Source organism: Dietzia sp. 2505 (genome assembly GCF_040546785.1).
Lineage (GTDB): Bacteria > Actinomycetota > Actinomycetes > Mycobacteriales > Mycobacteriaceae > Dietzia.
In genome coordinates this window covers 116,489-135,190 of record NZ_JBEPON010000008.1, presented here as the reverse complement: position 1 = coordinate 135,190, position 18,702 = coordinate 116,489, and the positions used below count along the sequence as shown (strand labels likewise).

General features: G+C 73.2%; 17 protein-coding genes. 10 read left to right on the top strand and 7 right to left on the bottom strand.

Annotated features, from left to right (window positions below; translation table 11 throughout):
• Positions 1 to 33: 33 nt before the first annotated feature.
• A complete protein-coding gene (locus ABIE38_RS15190; RefSeq protein ID WP_354057649.1) occupies positions 34 to 639 on the top strand; it encodes a hypothetical protein in 606 nt (201 codons plus the stop codon).
• Positions 640 to 665: 26 nt separating this feature from the next.
• Here ABIE38_RS15190 and ABIE38_RS15185 read toward each other — a convergent pair whose 3' ends face one another.
• From ABIE38_RS15185 to ABIE38_RS15175, 3 genes are read right to left on the bottom strand one after another with little or no spacing between them, the layout of a single operon-like run.
• A complete protein-coding gene (locus tag ABIE38_RS15185; RefSeq protein ID WP_354057647.1) occupies positions 666 to 1,607 on the bottom strand; it encodes a 1,4-dihydroxy-2-naphthoate polyprenyltransferase in 942 nt (313 codons plus the stop codon).
• Positions 1,604 to 2,806 carry an o-succinylbenzoate--CoA ligase gene (gene menE / locus ABIE38_RS15180; protein ID WP_354057645.1) on the bottom strand — a complete coding sequence of 401 codons (1,203 nt, stop codon included), beginning with the start codon at positions 2,804 to 2,806 and terminating at the stop codon, positions 1,604 to 1,606. Before menE ends, ABIE38_RS15185 begins: the two co-directional genes overlap by 4 nt.
• A 17-nt stretch (positions 2,807 to 2,823) precedes the next feature.
• Positions 2,824 to 3,807, bottom strand: coding sequence for a 1,4-dihydroxy-2-naphthoyl-CoA synthase (locus tag ABIE38_RS15175; protein ID WP_354057643.1), 984 nt, complete (start codon positions 3,805 to 3,807; stop codon positions 2,824 to 2,826).
• Positions 3,808 to 3,830: 23 nt separating this feature from the next.
• Here ABIE38_RS15175 and ABIE38_RS15170 point away from each other — a divergent pair, with 23 nt between their 5' ends.
• The 3 genes from ABIE38_RS15170 to ABIE38_RS15160 all read left to right on the top strand — a co-directional run bounded on the left by ABIE38_RS15170 (position 3,831) and on the right by ABIE38_RS15160 (position 8,204).
• Entirely contained in the window at positions 3,831 to 4,895 is a 1,065-nt protein-coding gene (locus ABIE38_RS15170) for an o-succinylbenzoate synthase (protein ID WP_354057642.1), read from the top strand.
• Between the two features lie 150 nt (positions 4,896 to 5,045).
• Positions 5,046 to 6,533 carry a WS/DGAT domain-containing protein gene (locus ABIE38_RS15165; protein WP_354057640.1) on the top strand — a complete coding sequence of 496 codons (1,488 nt, stop codon included), beginning with the start codon at positions 5,046 to 5,048 and terminating at the stop codon, positions 6,531 to 6,533.
• Between the two features lie 180 nt (positions 6,534 to 6,713).
• Positions 6,714 to 8,204 carry a WS/DGAT domain-containing protein gene (locus ABIE38_RS15160; protein WP_354057814.1) on the top strand — a complete coding sequence of 497 codons (1,491 nt, stop codon included), beginning with the start codon at positions 6,714 to 6,716 and terminating at the stop codon, positions 8,202 to 8,204.
• 37 nt (positions 8,205 to 8,241) lie between these two features.
• On the opposite strand, the gene ABIE38_RS15155 is transcribed toward ABIE38_RS15160, so the two are convergent.
• Together ABIE38_RS15155 and ABIE38_RS15150 are read right to left on the bottom strand one after the other, a co-directional pair.
• Positions 8,242 to 8,859, bottom strand: a complete 618-nt coding sequence (locus ABIE38_RS15155; RefSeq protein WP_354057638.1) for a mycothiol transferase — start codon at positions 8,857 to 8,859, stop codon at positions 8,242 to 8,244.
• Positions 8,860 to 8,903: 44 nt separating this feature from the next.
• Positions 8,904 to 9,482, bottom strand: coding sequence for a DinB family protein (locus ABIE38_RS15150; protein WP_354057636.1), 579 nt, complete (start codon positions 9,480 to 9,482; stop codon positions 8,904 to 8,906).
• 135 nt (positions 9,483 to 9,617) lie between these two features.
• On the opposite strand from ABIE38_RS15150, the gene ABIE38_RS15145 reads away from it, so the two are divergent.
• Genes ABIE38_RS15145 through ABIE38_RS15125 form a run of 5 tightly spaced genes read left to right on the top strand, consistent with a single transcriptional unit; the run spans position 9,618 to position 14,972 of the window.
• Positions 9,618 to 10,631, top strand: a complete 1,014-nt coding sequence (locus tag ABIE38_RS15145; RefSeq protein WP_354057812.1) for a helix-turn-helix transcriptional regulator — start codon at positions 9,618 to 9,620, stop codon at positions 10,629 to 10,631.
• Between the two features lie 10 nt (positions 10,632 to 10,641).
• Entirely contained in the window at positions 10,642 to 12,486 is a 1,845-nt protein-coding gene (gene menD / locus ABIE38_RS15140) for a 2-succinyl-5-enolpyruvyl-6-hydroxy-3-cyclohexene-1-carboxylic-acid synthase (protein WP_354057634.1), read from the top strand.
• A gap of 2 nt (positions 12,487 to 12,488) precedes the next feature.
• The gene (locus tag ABIE38_RS15135; RefSeq protein WP_354057810.1) at positions 12,489 to 12,962 is read left to right on the top strand and encodes a DUF3592 domain-containing protein; all 474 of its coding nucleotides are present in this window, start codon (positions 12,489 to 12,491) and stop codon (positions 12,960 to 12,962) included.
• A gap of 37 nt (positions 12,963 to 12,999) precedes the next feature.
• Entirely contained in the window at positions 13,000 to 14,244 is a 1,245-nt protein-coding gene (locus tag ABIE38_RS15130) for a glycosyltransferase family 4 protein (protein ID WP_354057632.1), read from the top strand.
• Between the two features lie 38 nt (positions 14,245 to 14,282).
• Entirely contained in the window at positions 14,283 to 14,972 is a 690-nt protein-coding gene (locus tag ABIE38_RS15125; RefSeq protein WP_354057630.1) for a demethylmenaquinone methyltransferase, read from the top strand.
• A 67-nt stretch (positions 14,973 to 15,039) separates the two neighbouring features.
• Here ABIE38_RS15125 and ABIE38_RS15120 read toward each other — a convergent pair whose 3' ends face one another.
• Entirely contained in the window at positions 15,040 to 16,299 is a 1,260-nt protein-coding gene (locus ABIE38_RS15120; RefSeq protein ID WP_354057628.1) for a geranylgeranyl reductase family protein, read from the bottom strand.
• A gap of 129 nt (positions 16,300 to 16,428) precedes the next feature.
• On the opposite strand from ABIE38_RS15120, the gene ABIE38_RS15115 reads away from it, so the two are divergent.
• Positions 16,429 to 17,484, top strand: a complete 1,056-nt coding sequence (locus tag ABIE38_RS15115; protein ID WP_502914792.1) for a polyprenyl synthetase family protein — start codon at positions 16,429 to 16,431, stop codon at positions 17,482 to 17,484.
• Between the two features lie 63 nt (positions 17,485 to 17,547).
• Here ABIE38_RS15115 and ABIE38_RS15110 read toward each other — a convergent pair whose 3' ends face one another.
• Positions 17,548 to 18,663, bottom strand: coding sequence for a sulfate/molybdate ABC transporter ATP-binding protein (locus ABIE38_RS15110; protein ID WP_354057624.1), 1,116 nt, complete (start codon positions 18,661 to 18,663; stop codon positions 17,548 to 17,550).
• Between the last annotated feature and the right edge of the window lie 39 nt (positions 18,664 to 18,702).

Genomic DNA, 18,702 nt, shown 5'->3' with positions numbered 1-18,702 from the left:
CCCGGCTCCCACAGTGACCCCCGAAAGGCATGCATGCGTATCTCCCGTCCCGTCGCCGCCTCCGCCGCCGCCCTCTCCGCCATGGCCGCGATCGGTGTGGCGTCGGGGCAGGTCGACTCCCCTGATGCCGCCCCCGTGGTGGTGGAGGCCACGGAGCTGGCCCCGGCCGCGCTGCCGTCGCTGACCTTCCCGGTGGGCGTCTACACGGAGAACCGCGTCAGTGACCAGGTGACCCTTCCGCCCGGTGCGACCCTGCAGTTCCAGGGCCTGCCCCCGGGGTTGACCTACGATCCTCGGACCACCGCCATCAAGGGCGTGCCCACCACCCCGGGTGTCTACCGGCCCGTGGCCACCGCCTACATCGGCGGCATCCCCGTGCGGACCGAGTCCACCACCGTCACCATCACCGGGCGCGCGGGCGGCGGAGCCGCGGCCCCGGCTCCGGCGCCTGCTCCCGCTCCGGCACCCGCCCCGGCGCCCGTAGCGGCCCCGGCGCCCGGCACCATCACCATCGCCGATATCGAGGGCCTGCCCCTGCCCGAGCCGGTCAAGGACGCCCTCCGCGGCGCCGCGCTGGCGATCAACGACGGCATCCAGGCCGCCTGGAACACCGTGCCCGACGGCTCGCTCGGCAAGTAGACCGGGTAGCCGGCCCACCTACGGGACTACAGCGAAGCGATCAGCAGCCCTGCGCTGACCAGCGCGCTCCACGCGAGCATGGCCAGCCCGGCCACCGCGAGCGCGGGGATGAGACCGGCGCCCGTGGCCCGCGCCCGCACCGGTGCGTTGGCCTTCCACGCCACCGGCATGGCCAGCAGACCCAGGAGCGCCCACGGCGTCGCGGGGACCAGCGCCACCGTGGCCAGGAGCGGCACCAACAACTCCAGCACCGCGTGCAGGCCCCGCGTCCGGGAATCCCCCAGGCGGACGGCGAGCGTGATCTTGCCCGCCTCGGTGTCCGACGGGATGTCCCGCAGGTTGTTGGTGAGGTTGACCGCGCACGAGAAGCTGCCGACGGCCACGGCCGCGATCACCGCGTACCAGGTGACGGAGCCGAGCTGGGTGTACTGAGTGCCGGTCACGGCCACCAGGCCGAAGAACACGAACACCGCCACCTCACCGAGGCCGCGGTAGCCGTAGGGGGACCTGCCGCCCGTGTAGAACCACGCGGCGAGGATGCACAGCAGGCCCACCGCGATGAGCCACGGCGTCGAGGTGACACTGAGGACCACCCCGGCCAGACCGCCCAGGGCGAGGAATCCGAATGCCGCCCACTTCACCGCCCCGGGTCGGGCGAGTCCCGAACCCACGAGACGCAGCGGGCCCACGCGGTCGTCGTCCGTGCCGCGGATGCCGTCGGAATAGTCGTTGGCGAAGTTGACGCCCACGATGAACGACCACGCGACCACCAGCGCCAGCAGCGCCTTCCACCAGACGAACCCCCCTGCCAGGGCGGCGGCCGCCGAGCCCACCAGCACCGGCGCGAACGCGTTGGGCCACGTGCGGGGACGCGCCCCCTCGAGCCAGTCGGACAGGGTGGCGCCGCCGGGGCGGGCAGGCGGCTCGGCGGGCTCGGTGGCGTCGGAGAAGTCGGTCTCGCGGGTCATCCCCCGATTGTCCCATCGAGGAACCGCGCCGCGACCGCCCGCCGGTCGACCTTGCCACCGGGGAGCAGCGGGAGCGCGTCAACCACGGCCACCGCGGCGGGCGCCGAGTGCGCTCCGAGTCGCGCGGTCACGTGCGCGCGGAGGTCGTCCGGCGTCGCGGTGGACCGCAGGGTGACCGCCGCGACGGGCCGGGTGCCGAGTCGGGGATCCGGGATCCCCACCACGGCCACGTCGACCACCGCGGGGTGCCGGCGGAGCGAGTCCTCCACCGCCTGGGGGAGGAGGGTCAGCCCGCCCACGCTCAGCGCCTCGTCGAGCCTGCCGAGGATGCGCAGTCTGCCGTCCTTCCCGATCCGCCCGGCATCGTCGGTACGGAACCACCCCTCGCGGGCGAACGCCGGGTGGCCGGGTGCGTTCCGGTACCCCAGGGCCAGCTGCGGGCCGGCCAGCCAGACGCGCCCCTCGTCGTTGTTGATCTCCATCTCCACCCCGTCGAGCGGCAGACCGTCGTAGACGCACCCGCCTGCCGTCTCGCTCATGCCGTAGGTGCGGACCACGCGGATGCCGGCATCGGCCGCGCGGGCGAGCAGCTCCGGGGCGGCCGCGGCCCCGCCCAGCAGCACGGCGTCGAGCGAGGCCAGGGCGGCCACGGCGTCGGGACAACCCTCGTCGAGGACCTTGGTCAGCTGGCCGGGGACCAGGGAGGTGTAGGCGCGCGCGGTCCCGCCCGCGTTGGTCTGCGAATCCGTGCAGGCGGCGACCGCGTCGGGCAGCGCGGCGGGGTCGAACCCGCGCGACACGTCCATCACCACCGGTTCGTGACCGGCCCTCAGGCTGCGCAGGATCACCTGCAGTCCCGCGATGTGGTGCCCGGGCAACGCCAGAAGCCAGCGCCCCGGTCCGCCGAGGAACGCGTCGGTGGCGGACGCCGACGCGGCCAACGCGGCGGCGGACAGCATCGCTCCCCTGGGAGTGCCCGTCGAGCCGGAGGTGCTCACCACCAGAGCCGCCCGGTCGTCGATCGGCTCGCCGGGGCGCATGGCGTCGACGAGCAGGCGCGTCCGAGCGGGGTCGTCGGCCGGAACGGGCAGCAGCGCGGGGCCACGGCCGGTCAGGAGCTGCTCGAACGTGGGGAACAGGGCGGTGACGGCCGGGCCGCCGGGGACAGGCAGGGTGCGCAGGTCGCGGGTGGCGGGCACGGGCGGGGCCGACGCCGTCAGTAGTAGTAGGGGAAGTCGTCCCAGTCGGGGGCCCGCTTCTCCAGGAACGCGTCCCGGCCCTCGACCGCCTCGTCGGTCATGTACGCCAGGCGTGTGGCCTCGCCGGCGAACACCTGCTGACCCATCAGTCCGTCGTCGGTGAGGTTGAACGCGAACTTGAGCATCCGCTGCGCGGTGGGCGACTTGCCGTTGATCTGTCGCGCCCACTCGATCGCGGTGTTCTCCAGCTCGGCGTGGTCGACGACCCGGTTGACCGCGCCCATCTGGAACATCTCCTCGGCCGTGTACGCCTGACCCAGGAAGAAGATCTCCCGTGCGAACTTCTGCCCCACCTGCTTGGCCAGGTACGCGCTGCCGTAACCGGCGTCGAAGGAGCCCACGTCGGCGTCGGTCTGCTTGAACCGGGCGTGCTCGCGGGAGGCCAGGGTCAGGTCGCTCACCACGTGCAGCGAGTGCCCGCCACCGGCCGCCCACCCGTTGACCAGACAGATCACGACCTTGGGCATGGTGCGGATGAGCCGCTGGACCTCGAGGATGTGCAGCCGGCCGCCCTCGGCCTTGACGCGGGCCTCGTCGACCTTGTCGGCGGTCGCACCGGCCACGTCCGAGTCATGTTCCGTGGAGTACTGGTACCCGGACCGGCCGCGGATGCGCTGGTCGCCACCGGAACAGAACGCCCAGCCGCCGTCCTTGGCGCTCGGTCCGTTCCCCGTGAACAGCACGGTGCCCACGTCGGGAGAGCGGCGGGCGTGGTCGAACACCCGGTACAGCTCGTCCACGGTGTGTGGGCGGAAGGCGTTGCGGACCTCGGGGCGGTCGAAGGCGATCCGGACGATCCCGTTGGCCCGGCCCTCGCCCACGTGGCGGTGGTAGGTCAGATCGGTCAGGTCCTCGCCGTTCCGGAAGCCCTCGACCTCCCGCCACTGGGTCGGATCGAACGGGTTACCGGTCTCGCCCTGCGCTGCGCTGCTCTCGGTCATGGGTTCGACGTTAGCGTGGAGCCATGACATCCGTACCGGGCCCCGAGTCGATCGACGATCTGCTCGCCCGCGTCCACGTGGTGGCCCTGCCGATGAGGGTCCGCTTCCGCGGCGTCACCGAGCGGGAGGTGGCGCTGGTCGAGGGGCCGGCGGGGTGGGGTGAGTTCGGCGCCTTCCCGGAGTACGGCGACCCCGAGGCCGCCCACTGGCTGCAGTCCGCCCTGGAGATGGCGTGGCAGGGGCCGCCGCCGGCCCTGCGGTCGCGGGTCGCCGTCAACGCCACCGTCCCGGCGGTCGCCGCGAGCGAGGTGGCGGGGATCCTCGACCGCTTCCCCGGGTGCACCACGGTCAAGGTCAAGGTGGCGGAGACCGGGCAGGAACTCGTCGACGACGTCGCGCGGGTCGCCGCGGTCCTGCAGGCCCGCCCCGACGCCCGCATCCGGGTGGACGCGAACGGGGCCTGGACGGTCGCCGAGGCCGCCCATGCCGTCCGGGTCCTGGACCAGGCCGTCCGCGCGGTCGACTGCACCCGCGCCCCGGGCACGGGGCCGGTCTCCCTCGACGGCCAGGGCCTGGAGTACGTCGAGCAGCCGTGCGCCACCGTGGAGGAACTCGTGCGGCTGCGGGCCCGGCTGGCGGCGGACGGGGTGCACGTGGACGTGGCCGCCGACGAGTCCATCCGCCGCGCCGAGGACCCGCTTCGCGTGGTGCGCGCCGGAGGTGCCGACCGGGCCGTGGTCAAGGTCGCGCCGCTGGGCGGGCCGCGTCGTCTGCTGGCCGTGGCCGCGGAACTAGGAGTGCCGGTCACCGTGTCGAGCGCGCTGGACTCGGCGGTGGGCGTCGCGGCCGGGGTCGCGGCGGCCGCGGCGCTGCCCGATGACGACGACGAGATCCCCGCCGCCGGACTGGGCACCGGCGGGTTCTTCCTCGAGGACGTGGTCGACCCCGGCGTGTTCGAACTGGTGGAAGGCCATTTCCCGGTCGTGGAGGTGGTCCCGGACCGGGCGAGGCTGGAGGGCCTGCAGGCGAGCCCGGACCGGTGGGGGTGGTGGCTGGACCGGGTCCGCCGCTGCCACGGCCTGCTCTGAGCCCGCCCCGGCACCCGCTGCGGCCGCGAACGCCGGGTCCGTGCTGCCACCCCGAGATGGAGGTGTGATCCCGGTCATAGCTGCTCTAGCCTGGAGCGGCGCACACATGGCGCGGACGATGGGCGGGTCGAGCGACGGGGGTCGGGGACGATGAGCGAGAGAGAAGCCAGGATCCCGCTTCGGGATCAGTTGTGGTTGCGGCTGGACCGTTCCCGCAACCTCATGTACATCAACTCCCTGATGTGGTTCGCCGAGGTCCCCGACTGGGACCAGGTCACCGAGGCGATCGCCACCCGGATGGTCGAGCCCCACCCGGTGTTCCGTCGGACCCCGGTCCGTGAGGGCCGTCGCTGGTACTGGCGGGACAACCCCGACTTCGACATCGCCGATCACCTGGTCCGCAGCCGTCTCCCCGCCCCGGGCGGGCGTGCCGAGGCCGAGGCGCATGTCGCCGAGAGGATGGGCCAGCCACTGCCGGACGACCGCCCCCTCTGGCTCACCGAGTACATCGAGGGCTACCACGGTCACGAGTCGGAGGGCGAGGGCGCACTGCTGTTGTTCCGCGTCCAGCATGGTGTGGTCGACGGCATCCGGTTGACCCAGCTGGTCCTGGGACTGTGCGACCACGACGAGGACAGCGCGCCGCCGCGCGTGGGCCGCGACCTGTCCCCGGGGGGCGGCGGGGCGCTCGGGGCGGTCGGGAGAGCGGGCGCCGCGGTGGCCAAGGACTCGTTCGGTGTGGTCCGCGGACTCGCCGGTGCCACGGCGAAGCCACGCGAGACGTTCACGCGGTTGGCCCGGGACGTCGCGGCCCCGGGAGGGGGGATGACGCGGGTCCCGACGCGTGTCGTCGAGTCGCTGTCCGACCACATCAGCCCGACCAACCAGGTGGTCAACACCTGTCGCTCCCTCTTCCGACTGCTGTTCGAACCGAGTACGCCGGATCTGTCCTGGAGCGGCCGCGCGCAGTCCCGGAAGAAGGTCTCCTGGGTCTCCGGGCTAGACCTCGCCGCCATCAAGAGGATCGCCTCCGTGCACGACACCACGGTCACCCCGGTGATGATCGCCGCGGTGTCCAAGGCGCTCACCCGGTACCTGGAGGGCAACGGCGACCCCCGCGTCTCGGACATCAACCTGATGGTCCCGGTGTCCGTGGCGCCGGCCGGGGACGAGGCGAGCGAGGAACTGGGCAATCACATCACCCTGATCCTCATGCGCCTGCCACTGGGGATCGACGACCCGGACGAGCTGTTCGACCAGATCACCACGTCCATGACCCGCGCGCGTCACTCCTTCGAACCGCACGTCACCTTCGCCGCGCTGGTCGCGATGGCGGCGGTCCCCGGGGCGGTGGCCCGCGGGGTGATCGATGTGTTCGCCAACAAGACGATCGGTCAGCTCACGTCCGTTCCCGGGCCGGCGTCGACGGTGCGGCTCGGAGGCACGCCGGTCGGGGGGATGCTCGGATGGGTCCCGATGAGCGGAGACCAGTCACTCGGCATCTGCATCTTCTCCTATGACGGCGAGGTCTCCGTGGGCATCGCGACCGATGCGGAGCTCGTGCCGGACCCGGGCCGGGTCGCCCGGATGATCGGTGAGCAGTTCGCGACGTTCGACGGTTGGGAGGCCCGGGTCTGAGGACCGCCGTCGCCGTCGTCGCGCCTCTCCTTCTCGTCGCGCCTCACCACGCGGGCGCGGTGACCCCGGCAGACGTGGGGAACCGGGAAAACTCATCTGATCTCTGTCATTCCTGCTCTAGCCTGTAAATGAGCGCATGACCCGGTGCGCGAGCGCGGCCACGGGAGAGGCGTCGGGACGATGGGGGAGACGGCGAGAGTCAGGATCCCGCTGCGGGATCAGTTGTGGTTGCACATGGACCGCCCCGACAACCTCATGTACATCACGTCGTTGGTGTGGTTCGCGGAGATCCCCGACTGGGACGCGGTCACCCAGGCGGTCGCCACCCGGATGGTCGACCCCCACCCGGTGTTCCGTCGGGTCCCGGTGCGCGAGGGCAGGCGGTGGTACTGGGAGGACGATCTCGATTTCGACCTCTCCCACCATCTGATCCGCGGGCGGCTCCCTGCGCCGGGCGGGCGGGCCGAAGCCGAGGAGTACGTGTCCGAGCAGATGAGCATCCAGCTCCCTGACGACCGCCCACTCTGGCGTGCCGAGTTGCTCGAGGGTTACCACGGCCACGAGGCCGAGCGGGAGGGTGCGCTGGTCCTGTTCCGGGTCCAGCACGGGATGGTCGACGGCGTCCGGCTAACCCAGTTGGTGCTCGGTCTGTGTGACAGCGACGGCGACACCGCGCTCCCCCCGGTGGGCCGCCCCCTCTCCACTGGAGGGGGCGGGTTCCTCGGGACGGTCGGCAGCGCCGGGGTGGGGGTGGTCAGGGACTCGTTCGGTATCGCCCGCGGTCTCCTCGGCGCCACGGTGACGTTCCCGTGGACCCTCACGCGGCTGGTCAGGGACGTGGTGGCCCCGGGCCGCGGGCTCACCCGGGTGCCCACGCGGGTCGTGGAATCCCTCGCCGACAACGTCGACCCCACCAACAGGGTGTCCAACACCTATCGTTCGACCTTCCGGCTGCTGTTCGAACCCAGATCGCCCGAGCTGTCCTGGAGCGGTCACGCCCATGTCCGCAAGAAGGTCTCCTGGATCTCCGGGTTGGACCTCGCTGCGATCAAGAGGGTGGCGACGGCGCACGGCACCACTGTGACCACCGTGATGCTCGCGGCGGTGTCCAGGGCGCTCACCGAGTACCTCGACGCCCACGGCGATCGTCGGGTCTCGGACATCAACCTCATGGTGCCGATGTCCATCGAGCCGGTGGGCGAAGAATTGCCGGAGGAGCTGGGCAACCACCTCACGATCATCCTCATGCGCCTGCCGCTGGGGATCGACGACGCCGACGAGCTCATCGACGCGATCGCCACGTCCATGTCCCGGGTGCGCTACTCGTTCGAACCGCACGTCAACTTCGCCACGATGCTCGGCGTGGCGGTCACTCCCGGCCCGGTGGCGCACGCGGTGGTCGACCTGCTCGCCAACAAGACCGTCGGTCAGCTCACGTCGGTCCCCGGGCCGGTCTCCACGGTTCGGATCGCCGGTACTCCCGTCGAGGGGATACTCGGCTGGGTTCCGATGAGCGGCGACCAGGCCTTCGGGATCTGCATCTTCAGCTACAACGGCACGGTCTCGGTGGGCATCGCCACCGACGCGGAACTCGTTCCCGAGCCGGGAGAGGTGGCCGGGATGATCGAGGACAAGTTCGCGACGTTCGCCGGCTGGCACGAAGGCGACTGATCGGCCGGCGCGTCGACACCCGCGGAATCGGTCCGCCTCACCACGCCGGCGCCGGGACCTCCGGGTGCGCGGCGAACCACGCTCCGATGTAGGACATGTCGATGCCCTGGTCCTCCGCGATCAGGTCGTACATCGTGCGCCCGTCGACCGCCTCGCGCAGGAGGTCGGCGTGCCCGCTGTGCCGGTTGATCTCGGTCAGGACGTGATGCGCGCACCAGCGGCCGTTGAACGGTGCCAGGTCCGACGGGAACCACGGCATCTCGGTGGGGACGGGGACCCGCGCGTCCAGATCGGCGTCGCGGAGATGGGCGAGTCCCGCGGCGCACCGGCGGTCGTACTCGGCGAGGATCTCCTCGGCGGTCGCGTCGGGGTCGACCCGGTTGACGGCCTCGGCCCATTCGAAGGCCTCCGGCAGCGAGCGTCCCGTCTCCAGGGGGTCCGGCGCCGCCGCGGCCCGGCCCAGCCAGCCCTCGGCGACCTGGCCGATGTGCAGGATGAGCCATCCCAGGGTGAGGTCGCTCGACTCGACCGGGCGCGTGCGCAGTTGGTCGGCGGTCAGTCCGTGGACGATGGAGCGGGCGTTGACGAGCGCGTCGTCGATCCACTCGAGCAGGGTCTCGCGCTCGGTGGGGTGGGTGGCGGGGAACAGTGGCATGGCTTCTCCTCAGGGGTTCGGGCCGGAGTGTCGCGGCCCGCGGATCAGGGGCGGGTGTGGGCGTACAGGTCGCGGAGCAGGCACAGCTCCGCGCCGTGGTGGATGACCTCGCGGTGGATGTGCAGGACGAGGGTCGCCATGGGGGCGGAGGACCAGTGGCCCTCGGCCTCCCCGACGGGCGCGGCGAGGGCATCGTCGTCGAGCCCGCGGACCCCCTCCATCCAGCCCGCGTAGGTGCGGTCGAGCTGGGCGAGTCCGCCCTCGGCGTCACCGGCGAACTCGTGGGTCATGTAGTCGTGGGGCGGGCCGCCGAAGTGGTCGTGCCACCGGGCCCCGAGCACTCCCACGACCACGTGGCCGATCCGCCACGCGATGGTCGTCAGCGGTGCGGGCCGGGGTTCGGGGTAGGCGAAGTCGATCGTGAAGTCGCCGCTCCCGGCCTGCACCTGCGCGGAACCGGTGCCCCGAGGGCGCACGCCCCAGGTCCGGTCGTCGGGTGCGGGGGAGAAGTGGTATTCGTCGTCCGTCAGTCCCTCCAGGCGCGGCCGGAGGTGGCCGTTCCAGTGGTAGTCGAGTTGGTCGGCGAGCTGGTCGGTCCAGTCGATGGTGCGGGCTGTGGTCATGGTGGTCTCCCGGTGGTGGGGGCGGTCGGCCGACGGTCGGACCGCTCTCTCGCGGTCCGACAGCAGACTCTCAGGTGATCAGGACAGATCGTGTCCTCTGCCGGTGCGAGAGTGGACGACGTGACCGAGGACAAGATGCCGACGACCCAGCGCGTGCTGGGACTGCTCGACCTGCTGCAGCGGCGCACGGTGTGGACCGGGCCCGAACTCGCGGCCGAGCTCGGGGTCACCACCCGCTCGGTGCGCCGGGACGTCGACCGCCTGCGCGACCTGGGCTACCCGGTCGAGTCCGAACGCGGCGCGGGCGGCGGGTACCGGCTGGGATCGGGCCGCCGGCTGCCGCCGTTGCTGCTGGACGACCGCGAGGCCGTGGCCGTGGCGATCGCCCTGCGATTGGCGGCCGGGGGCGCCGTGGCCGGCGTCGGTGAGCACGCACTGGGCGCCCTGACCAAGCTCGACCAGGTCATGCCGGGACGGCTGCGGGAGAAGGTCGCCGACGTGAGCGAGTCGATGGTGGCCGTCCCCGGCACCGACACCCCCGTCGAGCCGGAGCTGCTCATGGAGCTCGGCCACGCGGTGCGGGGGAGTGAGCAGGTGAGGCTGGACTACCGTGACCGCGCCGGCCGCGACACCGAACGCCGGGTCGAGCCCTACCGGATCGTCGTGCTGGGCCGACGCTGGTACCTGCTGTCCTACGACCTCGAACGCGCGGACTGGCGGACCTTCCGACTGGACCGTATCCGGGCGGTGCACCGCAGTCGCTGGCGTTTCACCCCGCGCCCGGACGTGCCCGACCCGGCCACCCACGTCCAGCACTCGGTGACCACCGCGCCGTACGAGCATCTCGCGAGCGTCGTGGTCCACGCGCCCGCCGAGGAGGTGCTCGAGTGTTTCCCGCCCACGTACGGCACCGTGACGGAGCTGCGGCCCGCCGACCACCCCGACGGACCGGCCTGCCGACTGGAGACCGGAGCATCGGAGCTCGACGAGCTGGCCTGGTACCTGGGGCGGCTGCCCGGGCCGTTCGTCGTGGAGTCCCCGGACTCGCTGCGCGGCCATCTCGCGGCGATCGCGGCACGGCTGGCCCGCGCGGCCGGTCCGGTGGAACCCGACCACGACCGCCCGGCGACCACCGGGGGCGGCAACTAGGCTGGAGGCGATGAACCCCAGCCAGGCCACCCCGGGCACGCCGCGCGCCGGCACCCCGGGCCCGAGTAACCCCAGCACAGCGCAGGCCCGCGTCGTCGTCGACGAGTTGATCCGCCACGGGGTCACCGACGCGGTGTTGTGCCCCGGCTCGCGCAGCGCACCCCTGGCGCTCGCGCTCGCCGCCGCCGAGCGGACCGGTCGACTGCGGTTGCACGTGCGGATCGACGAGCGTGCGGCGGCCTTCACCGCACTGGGGCTGGCCGCGGGCTCCAGGCGACCGGTCCCCGTCGTCGTCACCTCCGGCACCGCGGTGGCCAATCTCCACCCGGCCATGGTCGAGGCCGCCCATTCGGGCGTGCCGATCCTCGCGCTCACCGCAAACCGCCCGCCGGAGCTGCGCGGGACCGGAGCCAATCAGACCATCGACCAGGTGGGGCTGTTCGGCCCGCACGCCCGCGCCGTCATCGAGCTGGGCGCGGCCGGCGACCCCGACGTCGAGCACCGCCACTGGCGCAGCGCGATCGGCCGCGCCATCCTCACCGCCACGGCCCCGGGCCACCCCGGTCCGGTGCAGGTCGACATCGCGTTCCGCGAGCCGCTGGTCCCGGCCGAGGGCGACGAGGACCACGTCGTGGGCGGTGCGGGCGGGACGGACCCGGGCGACGACGACGAGGCGGGCCCCGACGGGAGGTCGGGCGGACTCCCGCCCGGCCGTCCGGACGGTCGACCCTGGGTCCAGCGGGCGGGCGCGGGCGTCGACTCCGCACCCGCCGCCTCCGCGGTGGCCGTGGACCTCACCCGCCCCACGCTGGTCGTCTCGGGCGCCGGGGCCGGGCCGGTGGCCGGACTCGTGGGGGTGCCGACCGTGGCGGAACCCGGTGCCCCGGTCCCGCTGCACCCCGTGCATCCCCTGGCGGTCCCCGGGCTGCGGCCCGACCAGGTGGTGGTGACCGGGCGGCCGACCCTGCACCGTTCTGTCACCCGGCTGCTCTCGGACCCGGACGTGGACCTGGTGATCCTCGACGCAGGTCCGCACGCCCCCAACCCCACCGGCAGTGCGGCCGAACTCGCGGACTCCGTGCTGACCGGATGGGGCGTCGACGACGCGTGGACGGCCGTCACCGGGCGCGCCGACGCCCGCGCGCGGGACGCCGTCGACCGGATCCTGGACCGCCACCTCGAGACCGCGGCGCCCACCGGCCTGCACGTGGCCCGGGCGGTGGCCCGCGGGGTGCGGGGCGGCGACAATCTCGTGGTGGGTGCCTCCAACGCGATCCGTGACCTGTCGCTGGTGGGCCCGCTGGACCCGGACGTGGCCGTGTACGCCAACCGGGGCGCGTCCGGGATCGACGGCACCGTGTCCACCGCGATCGGGGTCGCGCTGTCCGCGCCGGGGCGGACGATCGCGCTGCTCGGCGACCTGACCTTCCTCCACGACGTGTCCGGGCTGTTGCTCGGGCCGGCGGAGAAGCACCCCGACGACCTGACCATCGTGGTGGCCGATGACGACGGTGGCGGCATCTTCGCCCTGCTCGAACAGGGCGATCCACGGTTGGCGACCGACTTCGAGCGCGTGTTCGGCACCCCGCACGGGGCCGATCTCGCCGCCCTCTGCGCGGGGTTCGGGGTGCCCTTCACCGACACCGACCCGGCCGGGCTCGAGGTGCTGCTCTCCGAGGCGGCCGTCGCGCACCGCGACATCGTGCCCGCCGGGCTGCGGGTCGTCCGGGTGGCCACCGACCGCGCCGGCCTGCGCGAACTCCACGGGGCCATGCGGGACGAGGCGCTGTCGGCTCCGCAGGGGTCCCCGGTGACGCAGGCCCCGAAGCCCGGTGGTCCGGGGGACGACGGGTGAGCATGACGGTCGCCGCCAGGCGGGCCCGCCGTGCGGTCCGGACCCGGCGGATCGTGCGGGCCACCGCCGTCGTCACCGCCGCCTTCTCGCTGCTGACGGCCGCGCTGATCCTGCTGGCCTGCTTCGTCAACGACCAGCGCATCGACCGGGACATGGGCAGTGCCACCGCCACCGTCACCGAGGTCACCGATCGCCGGGCCGCGGTGGAGTTCGACGCCGGTGGCGGCCACCACGTCCGCCCGGTGACGGGGGTGTTCTACCCGGTCGGGTTGATCGAGGGCCAGCGGGTCCAGGTCGAGTTCCGGCGCGCGAACCCCGACCTCGTGCGCGTCTCGGGCCGGAGCTGGACGGTCGCCGTGCTGCCCGCCCTGTCCATCCCCGCGGTGGCCGTCCCGCTCGCCGCGCTCGCGTATGCCGTCGCGTCACCAGGGGTTCACCGGCTGACACCACGAGTTCCCCGCACCGACCCGCGCTGATCACCGTCCGGTGGTCCGGGCGGGAGACAGTGACGGTGTGCGCGTAGCCATCGTCACCGAATCGTTCCTGCCCAGCGTCAACGGCGTCACCAATTCCGTCCTGAGGGTCCTCGAGTACGCACGTCGGCACGGCCACGACTGTCTGGTGGTCGCGCCGTCCGCTAACGTCGGCCTGCGCCGCGGGGCCACCGATGCGGTCCGGGCCCACCCGCTGGTGAGCGCCATGGCCCCCCTGCTCGGCACGGCCGGAGCGCCCGGACCGGACCACCACCTCGGCTATCCGGTCCACCGGGTCACCGCCGTCAGGGTTCCGGTGGTGTCCTCGCTCCCCGTGGGCGCGCCCAGCCCGAGCGTGTACAACGCCCTCCGGCACTTCTCGCCCGACGTGGTCCACCTGGCCTCGCCGTTCGTCCTGGGCGCGGCCGGTGCGGCCGCGGCGCGCGCGCTGGACGTCCCGTCGGTGGCGGTCTACCAGACCGATGTCGCCGGGTTCTCCACCTCCTACGGGATCGGCGCCATGGCGGAGGCGGCCTGGGCGTGGACCCGGGCCGTCCATTCGACCTGCGACCGCACCCTGGCCCCGTCCACCGCCGCGATGGAGGACCTGGCGGCGCACGGCGTCCCGCGGCTGTACCGGTGGGGGCGGGGCGTCGACTCGGAGAGGTTCTCCCCCTCCCACCGCAGCCAGGCCCTCCACGATCTCTGGTCCCCGGACGGGCGGCCCGTCGTCGGATTCGTCGGGCGCCTGGCCCCGGAGAAGCACGTCGAGCGGCTCAAGGCACTCGCCGACAGGTCGGGCCCGGACGGGGACCTCCGGCTGGTCATCGTCGGAGACGGTCCCGACCGCCCTGCGCTCCGGGCCGCCATGCCCCACGCGATCTTCACCGGCGAACTCCACGGTGACCAGCTCGGGCAGGCCTACGCCACCCTCGACGTGTTCTGCCACGCCGGTGAGTTCGAGACGTTCTGCCAGTCCATCCAGGAGGCCCAGTCCTCCGGGGTGCCGGTGGTGGGCCCCGACCAGGGTGGTCCGCGCGATCTGGTCCGGTCGGGGGTCAACGGATATCTCCTCGACCCCCGCCGGTACGCTGCGGAGATCTCCCGGACCGTGGATCTGGTGCTGGCCGACCACGCGCGGCTGGCGGCGGACGCCCGGGCGACCGTCGTGGGACGCACCTGGGACGCCGTCTGTGGCCAGCTGTTCGACCACTACCGTGCCGCCGGCGCCCGCTCGACCTCCGGCGGGGTCGGCACCGGACGAGCCACGCGAGTGGTGGCCTGAGCCGGTCCGCCGCCCCGCAGCGGGGTAGCGTCGACGGCGTGTCCCGTGCCGATCTCGACAAACAGCCCCGCGACGTCGCGTCGATGTTCGACGGTGTGGCGAAGCGCTACGACCTGACCAACACCGTCCTCTCCGGGGGCATGGACCACGTGTGGCGCCGCCGGGCCCGGTCGCTGCTCGCACCCCGTCCCGGGGAACGCATCCTCGACCTGGCCGCCGGGACCGCGGTCTCCACGGTGGAGCTGGCGAAGTCCGGCGCATGGTGCGTCGCCGCCGACTTCTCGCTCGGCATGCTCCGTGCCGGCGCCGGGCGGGACGTGCCCAAGGTCGCCGGCGACGCCATGAGGTTGCCGTTCGCCGACGAGTCCTTCGACGCCGCCACCATCAGCTTCGGACTGCGCAACGTGCAGGACACCGCGGCGGGCCTGCGCGAGATGGCGCGGGTCGTCCGGCCGGGCGGGCGGCTGGCCGTGGTGGAGTTCTCCACCCCGGTCTTCCCGCCCTTCCGTGCGGTCTACATGAACTACCTGATGCGGGCGCTGCCCAGGATCGCCACCAGCGTGTCCTCGAACCCCGATGCGTACGTGTACCTCGCCGAGTCGATCCGCGACTGGCCGGACCAGCAGGCCCTGCGTTCGCTGGTGGAGTCCAGCGGCTGGGAGCGCTGCAGCGTCACCAATCTCACCGGCGGGATCGCCGCGATCCACCTGGCCCGCCGCCCGGCCTGACCCGCCCGCCCCGCACACCAGCACCCCGCGCCGGTTGCGCGGGCTCGTCGTTCTCCGCGGGCCTGTGTCAGTCGGCGAAGAGCGGGCGGCGGTCGAACCTGCGGGCCACCGCTCCGGCGGCCCTCCAGCCGCGGGCGACGATGTCGCGATCCGACTCCGCCACCGTGTTGGACATACACCGCACGGCCGCCGACATCAGAGTCTGCGAACGCATCCCCACCGGCCCGGCAAACGGCAGGAACCGGGGGTAGGTGAGCAGCCGGGCGGCGTCCCGCGCGATCGCGAACGCCTCCCCGTAGTTGGTGCGCAGCACCTCGGGCCACGCCCGGGTCAGGTCACCGCCCGGGCCGCCGGCGACGATCAGGTCCGCGAGGAGCCGACCGCCCTCGAGGGCGTAGTCGATGCCCTCCCCGTTGAGCGGGTTGACACAGGCCGCCGCGTCACCCACCGCCGCCCAGTTCCGCCCGGCCAGCCCCGAGACCGCGCCGCCCATCGGCAGCAGTGCCGACGTCACCGCGCGCGGGTCGCCCTCCAGGGCCCAACTGGTGCGGACGCTACGGGCGTAGTGCCGTAGGAGGTCCTTGACCGCGACGTTCGCCGGCCGCGACGACGTGGCCAGGGCTCCAACACCGAGGTTGACCTCACCGTCGCCCAGCGGGAACACCCAGCCGTAGCCGGGTTGAATGGTCCCCGCCTCGTCACGGAGTTCCAGATCGGATCCGATCCACGGATGATCGTGCCTGGACGAACGCACGTACGACCGGGCCGCCACGGCGTACACCGAGTCGCGGTGCCAGGTCCGGCCGAGCAACCGACCCACGGGCGAGCGCACACCGTCCGCGAGGACGAGCGTCCGGCACGCGATGCGGTCGGCCCCGGCCCGGACCGCGACCACCTCGCCGTCGTCGCCCTTCTCCACGTCGGTCACGCGCACCCCGTCGACCACCGTCGCCCCGGCTTCGACGGCGGTCTCTCGCAGGCGGTCGTCGAACACCGTGCGGCGCACCGCCGAGGCGGCCCCGCCGTGATCCCCGGCCGGCCACGGCACGCGCCGCTCGTGGCCGAAGCCCCGCAGTTCCAGGCCCTGAATGGTGATCCGGTCGCGCGCCCAGTCGCCCAGACCCAGCCGGTCCACCTCTCCCATCGCGCGCGGGGTCAGGCCGTCGCCGCAGGTCTTGTCCCGCGGGAACTCCGCGGCGTCCAGCACGGTGACCTCGCGTCCGGCCCGCGCCAGCCACGTGGCGGTGGCCGAACCGGCGGGGCCGCAGCCGACCACGAGGACATCGGTCGAGGCGGGAGGGCGCGGCCGTGGGTCCATGCGCTCCATGGTGGCAGGTCCGCGCCGGACCGGTCGGCGCCGACCTCGGCCGGGGTGGGGTGCCGCAGCCCCCGGGTGGGGACCGTAGTCTGTCGTCAGGGTCGGTCGATGCCGGTCCGCACCAGGCGACGAGGACGAATGAGGATGTCGAGCGATTCTGTGACGACCGGCACCGCTGAGACGGCGCCCGACCATGTGGTGGCGGGCGTGGACGTCGGCGACGCGGACCTCGCTGCCCTGTTGAGGGCCCGGCTCATGGAGGTCGAGGAACTCCTGGTGAGCCGACTCGAGAGCGGGGAGGACTTCCTCACCGAGGTCGCCCTGCACCTGGTCACCGCCGGCGGGAAACGCTTCCGGCCCGTCGTCACCCTGCTCACCGGCGAGCTCGGTCCGGAACCCGACCATGAGCGCCTGGTCAAGGCCGCCGTGGTGTGCGAGATGATCCACCTGGCCACGCTCTATCACGACGACGTGATGGACGAGGCGGCCGTGCGCCGCGGCGTGGAGTCCGCCAACAGCCGCTGGGACAACTCCACCGCGATCCTCGCCGGGGACTTCCTCTTCGCCCACTCCTCCATGCTCCTGGCCGACCTCGGCCCGGCCGCGGTCCAGCTCATCGCCCAGACCTTCGCGGAGTTGGTCACCGGACAGATGCGGGAGACGGTCGGTCCGGGCGACGGCGGGAACGCCGCCGATGCCGCCGGTCACTATCTCCGCGTGATCTGGGAGAAGACCGGGTCGCTGATCGCGGCAGCCGCCCAGTTCGGTGGCGAGTACTCCGGAGCCTCCGACGAGCAGATCCAGAGTCTGCGACGGTTGGGAGACGCCGTGGGGATCGCGTTCCAGATCGCCGACGACATCATCGACATCGCCTCGCCGTCGTCCGACTCGGGCAAGACCCCCGGCACCGACCTGCGCGAGGGCGTGCACACGCTGCCCATGATCTACGCGCTCGAGGCCGGTTCCACCGACGGCGAGCGCCTCCGGGAACTGTTGGCGCAGCCGCTGACCGACGACTCCGAGGTCCACGAGGCGCTCGACCTCCTCCGCGCCTCCGAGGGCATGCGCCGCGCGCGGGCCACGCTCGAGCAGTACGTGGCGGATGCCATGCGCGAGCTGGACGCGCTGCCCGCCGGTCCCGCGAACGAGGCGCTGCGGCGGCTGGTCCGGTTCACCGTCGACCGCGTGAGCTGACCGCCGCGCCGGGCACCCGCGCCTGCGGACCCGCACGGCTGCGGGGCGAGGTCGTGCCCGACGTCAGCCGCGCGGGTAGAGAGCGACCTGCGCGGCCTTGACCACCAGCGTCACGTCCACTCCCGGCGCGAGTGCGAGCTCCGCGGCCGATCGACTGGTCACCTCGGCGTCGAGGCGCTGGCCGTCGCGGAGCTCGGTGGTCACCCGGGTGAGCGCCCCCGACGGGGCGAGCCCCACCACGCGCGCCGGCCAGGCGTTTCGTGGGCTGGACAGGTCGCGGGGGGCGAATCCGTCCGCGTGGACGGCCACCGCTCGTGGATCGACGGTCGCGATCGCGCGACTCCCCGTCACCCAGCCCGGCACCTCTCCGGACTCCGCGTCCGGGCGGTAGCCGGTGACGGCGTCGCCGCCGGGGGTGCGCAGCTCGTCGTCGTCGACCACCGTGCCCTCCACCAGCGACACCCCCGCCAGTCGCGCGGCGAAGTCGGACCCGGGGCGGGACAGGACGGTTTCGACCGTGCCGGACTGGACGACCCGGCCCCCGGCGACGACGACGACGTCGTCCGCCAGCGCCCACAGGTCCATAGGATCGTGGGTCACCATGACCACCGTGCGGCCGGTGAGCCGGTCCGCGAGGAGTCGCCGGATCCCGGGCGCGACCTCGACGTCCAGTGCCGCCAGAGGCTCGTCCAGCAGGACCAGCTCGGGATCCACGGCCAGGGCCCGGGCCAGTGCGACGCGCTGGGCCTGCCCCCCGGACAGCTCGTGGGGCCTGCGGTCGGCGAGGCCGGCGCAGCCCACGGCCTCGAGCTCGGCGCGGGCGCGATCGAGGGCGGAGCGCCTGCGCACGCCGCGGGCCCGGGGACCGTACGCCACGTTGTCCAGCGCGGACAGGTGGGGGAAGAGCCCGGGCCGCTGCTCGAGCGAGGCCACCCGGCGGCGATGCGCGGGCACGTGGAGTCCCGGCGAGCTGACCGTCCCGCCGTGCAGCCGCACCTGGCCGGAGTCGGGGCGTAGATGTCCGGCCAGCAGCGCCAGGGCAGTGGACTTGCCCGCTCCGTTGGGGCCGACGATCGCCAGGCGGCGGCCGGTGGGCACCTCGAGTCGGAGTTCGACCTCCCGGTGGTCGACGCGGCAGTCGAGCGCGGCAGCCGGGCCGGTGGCGGACCCCGTCTCCACGGATCGGCCCCGAGGCCCCCCGGGCAGCGGGTGATGAGC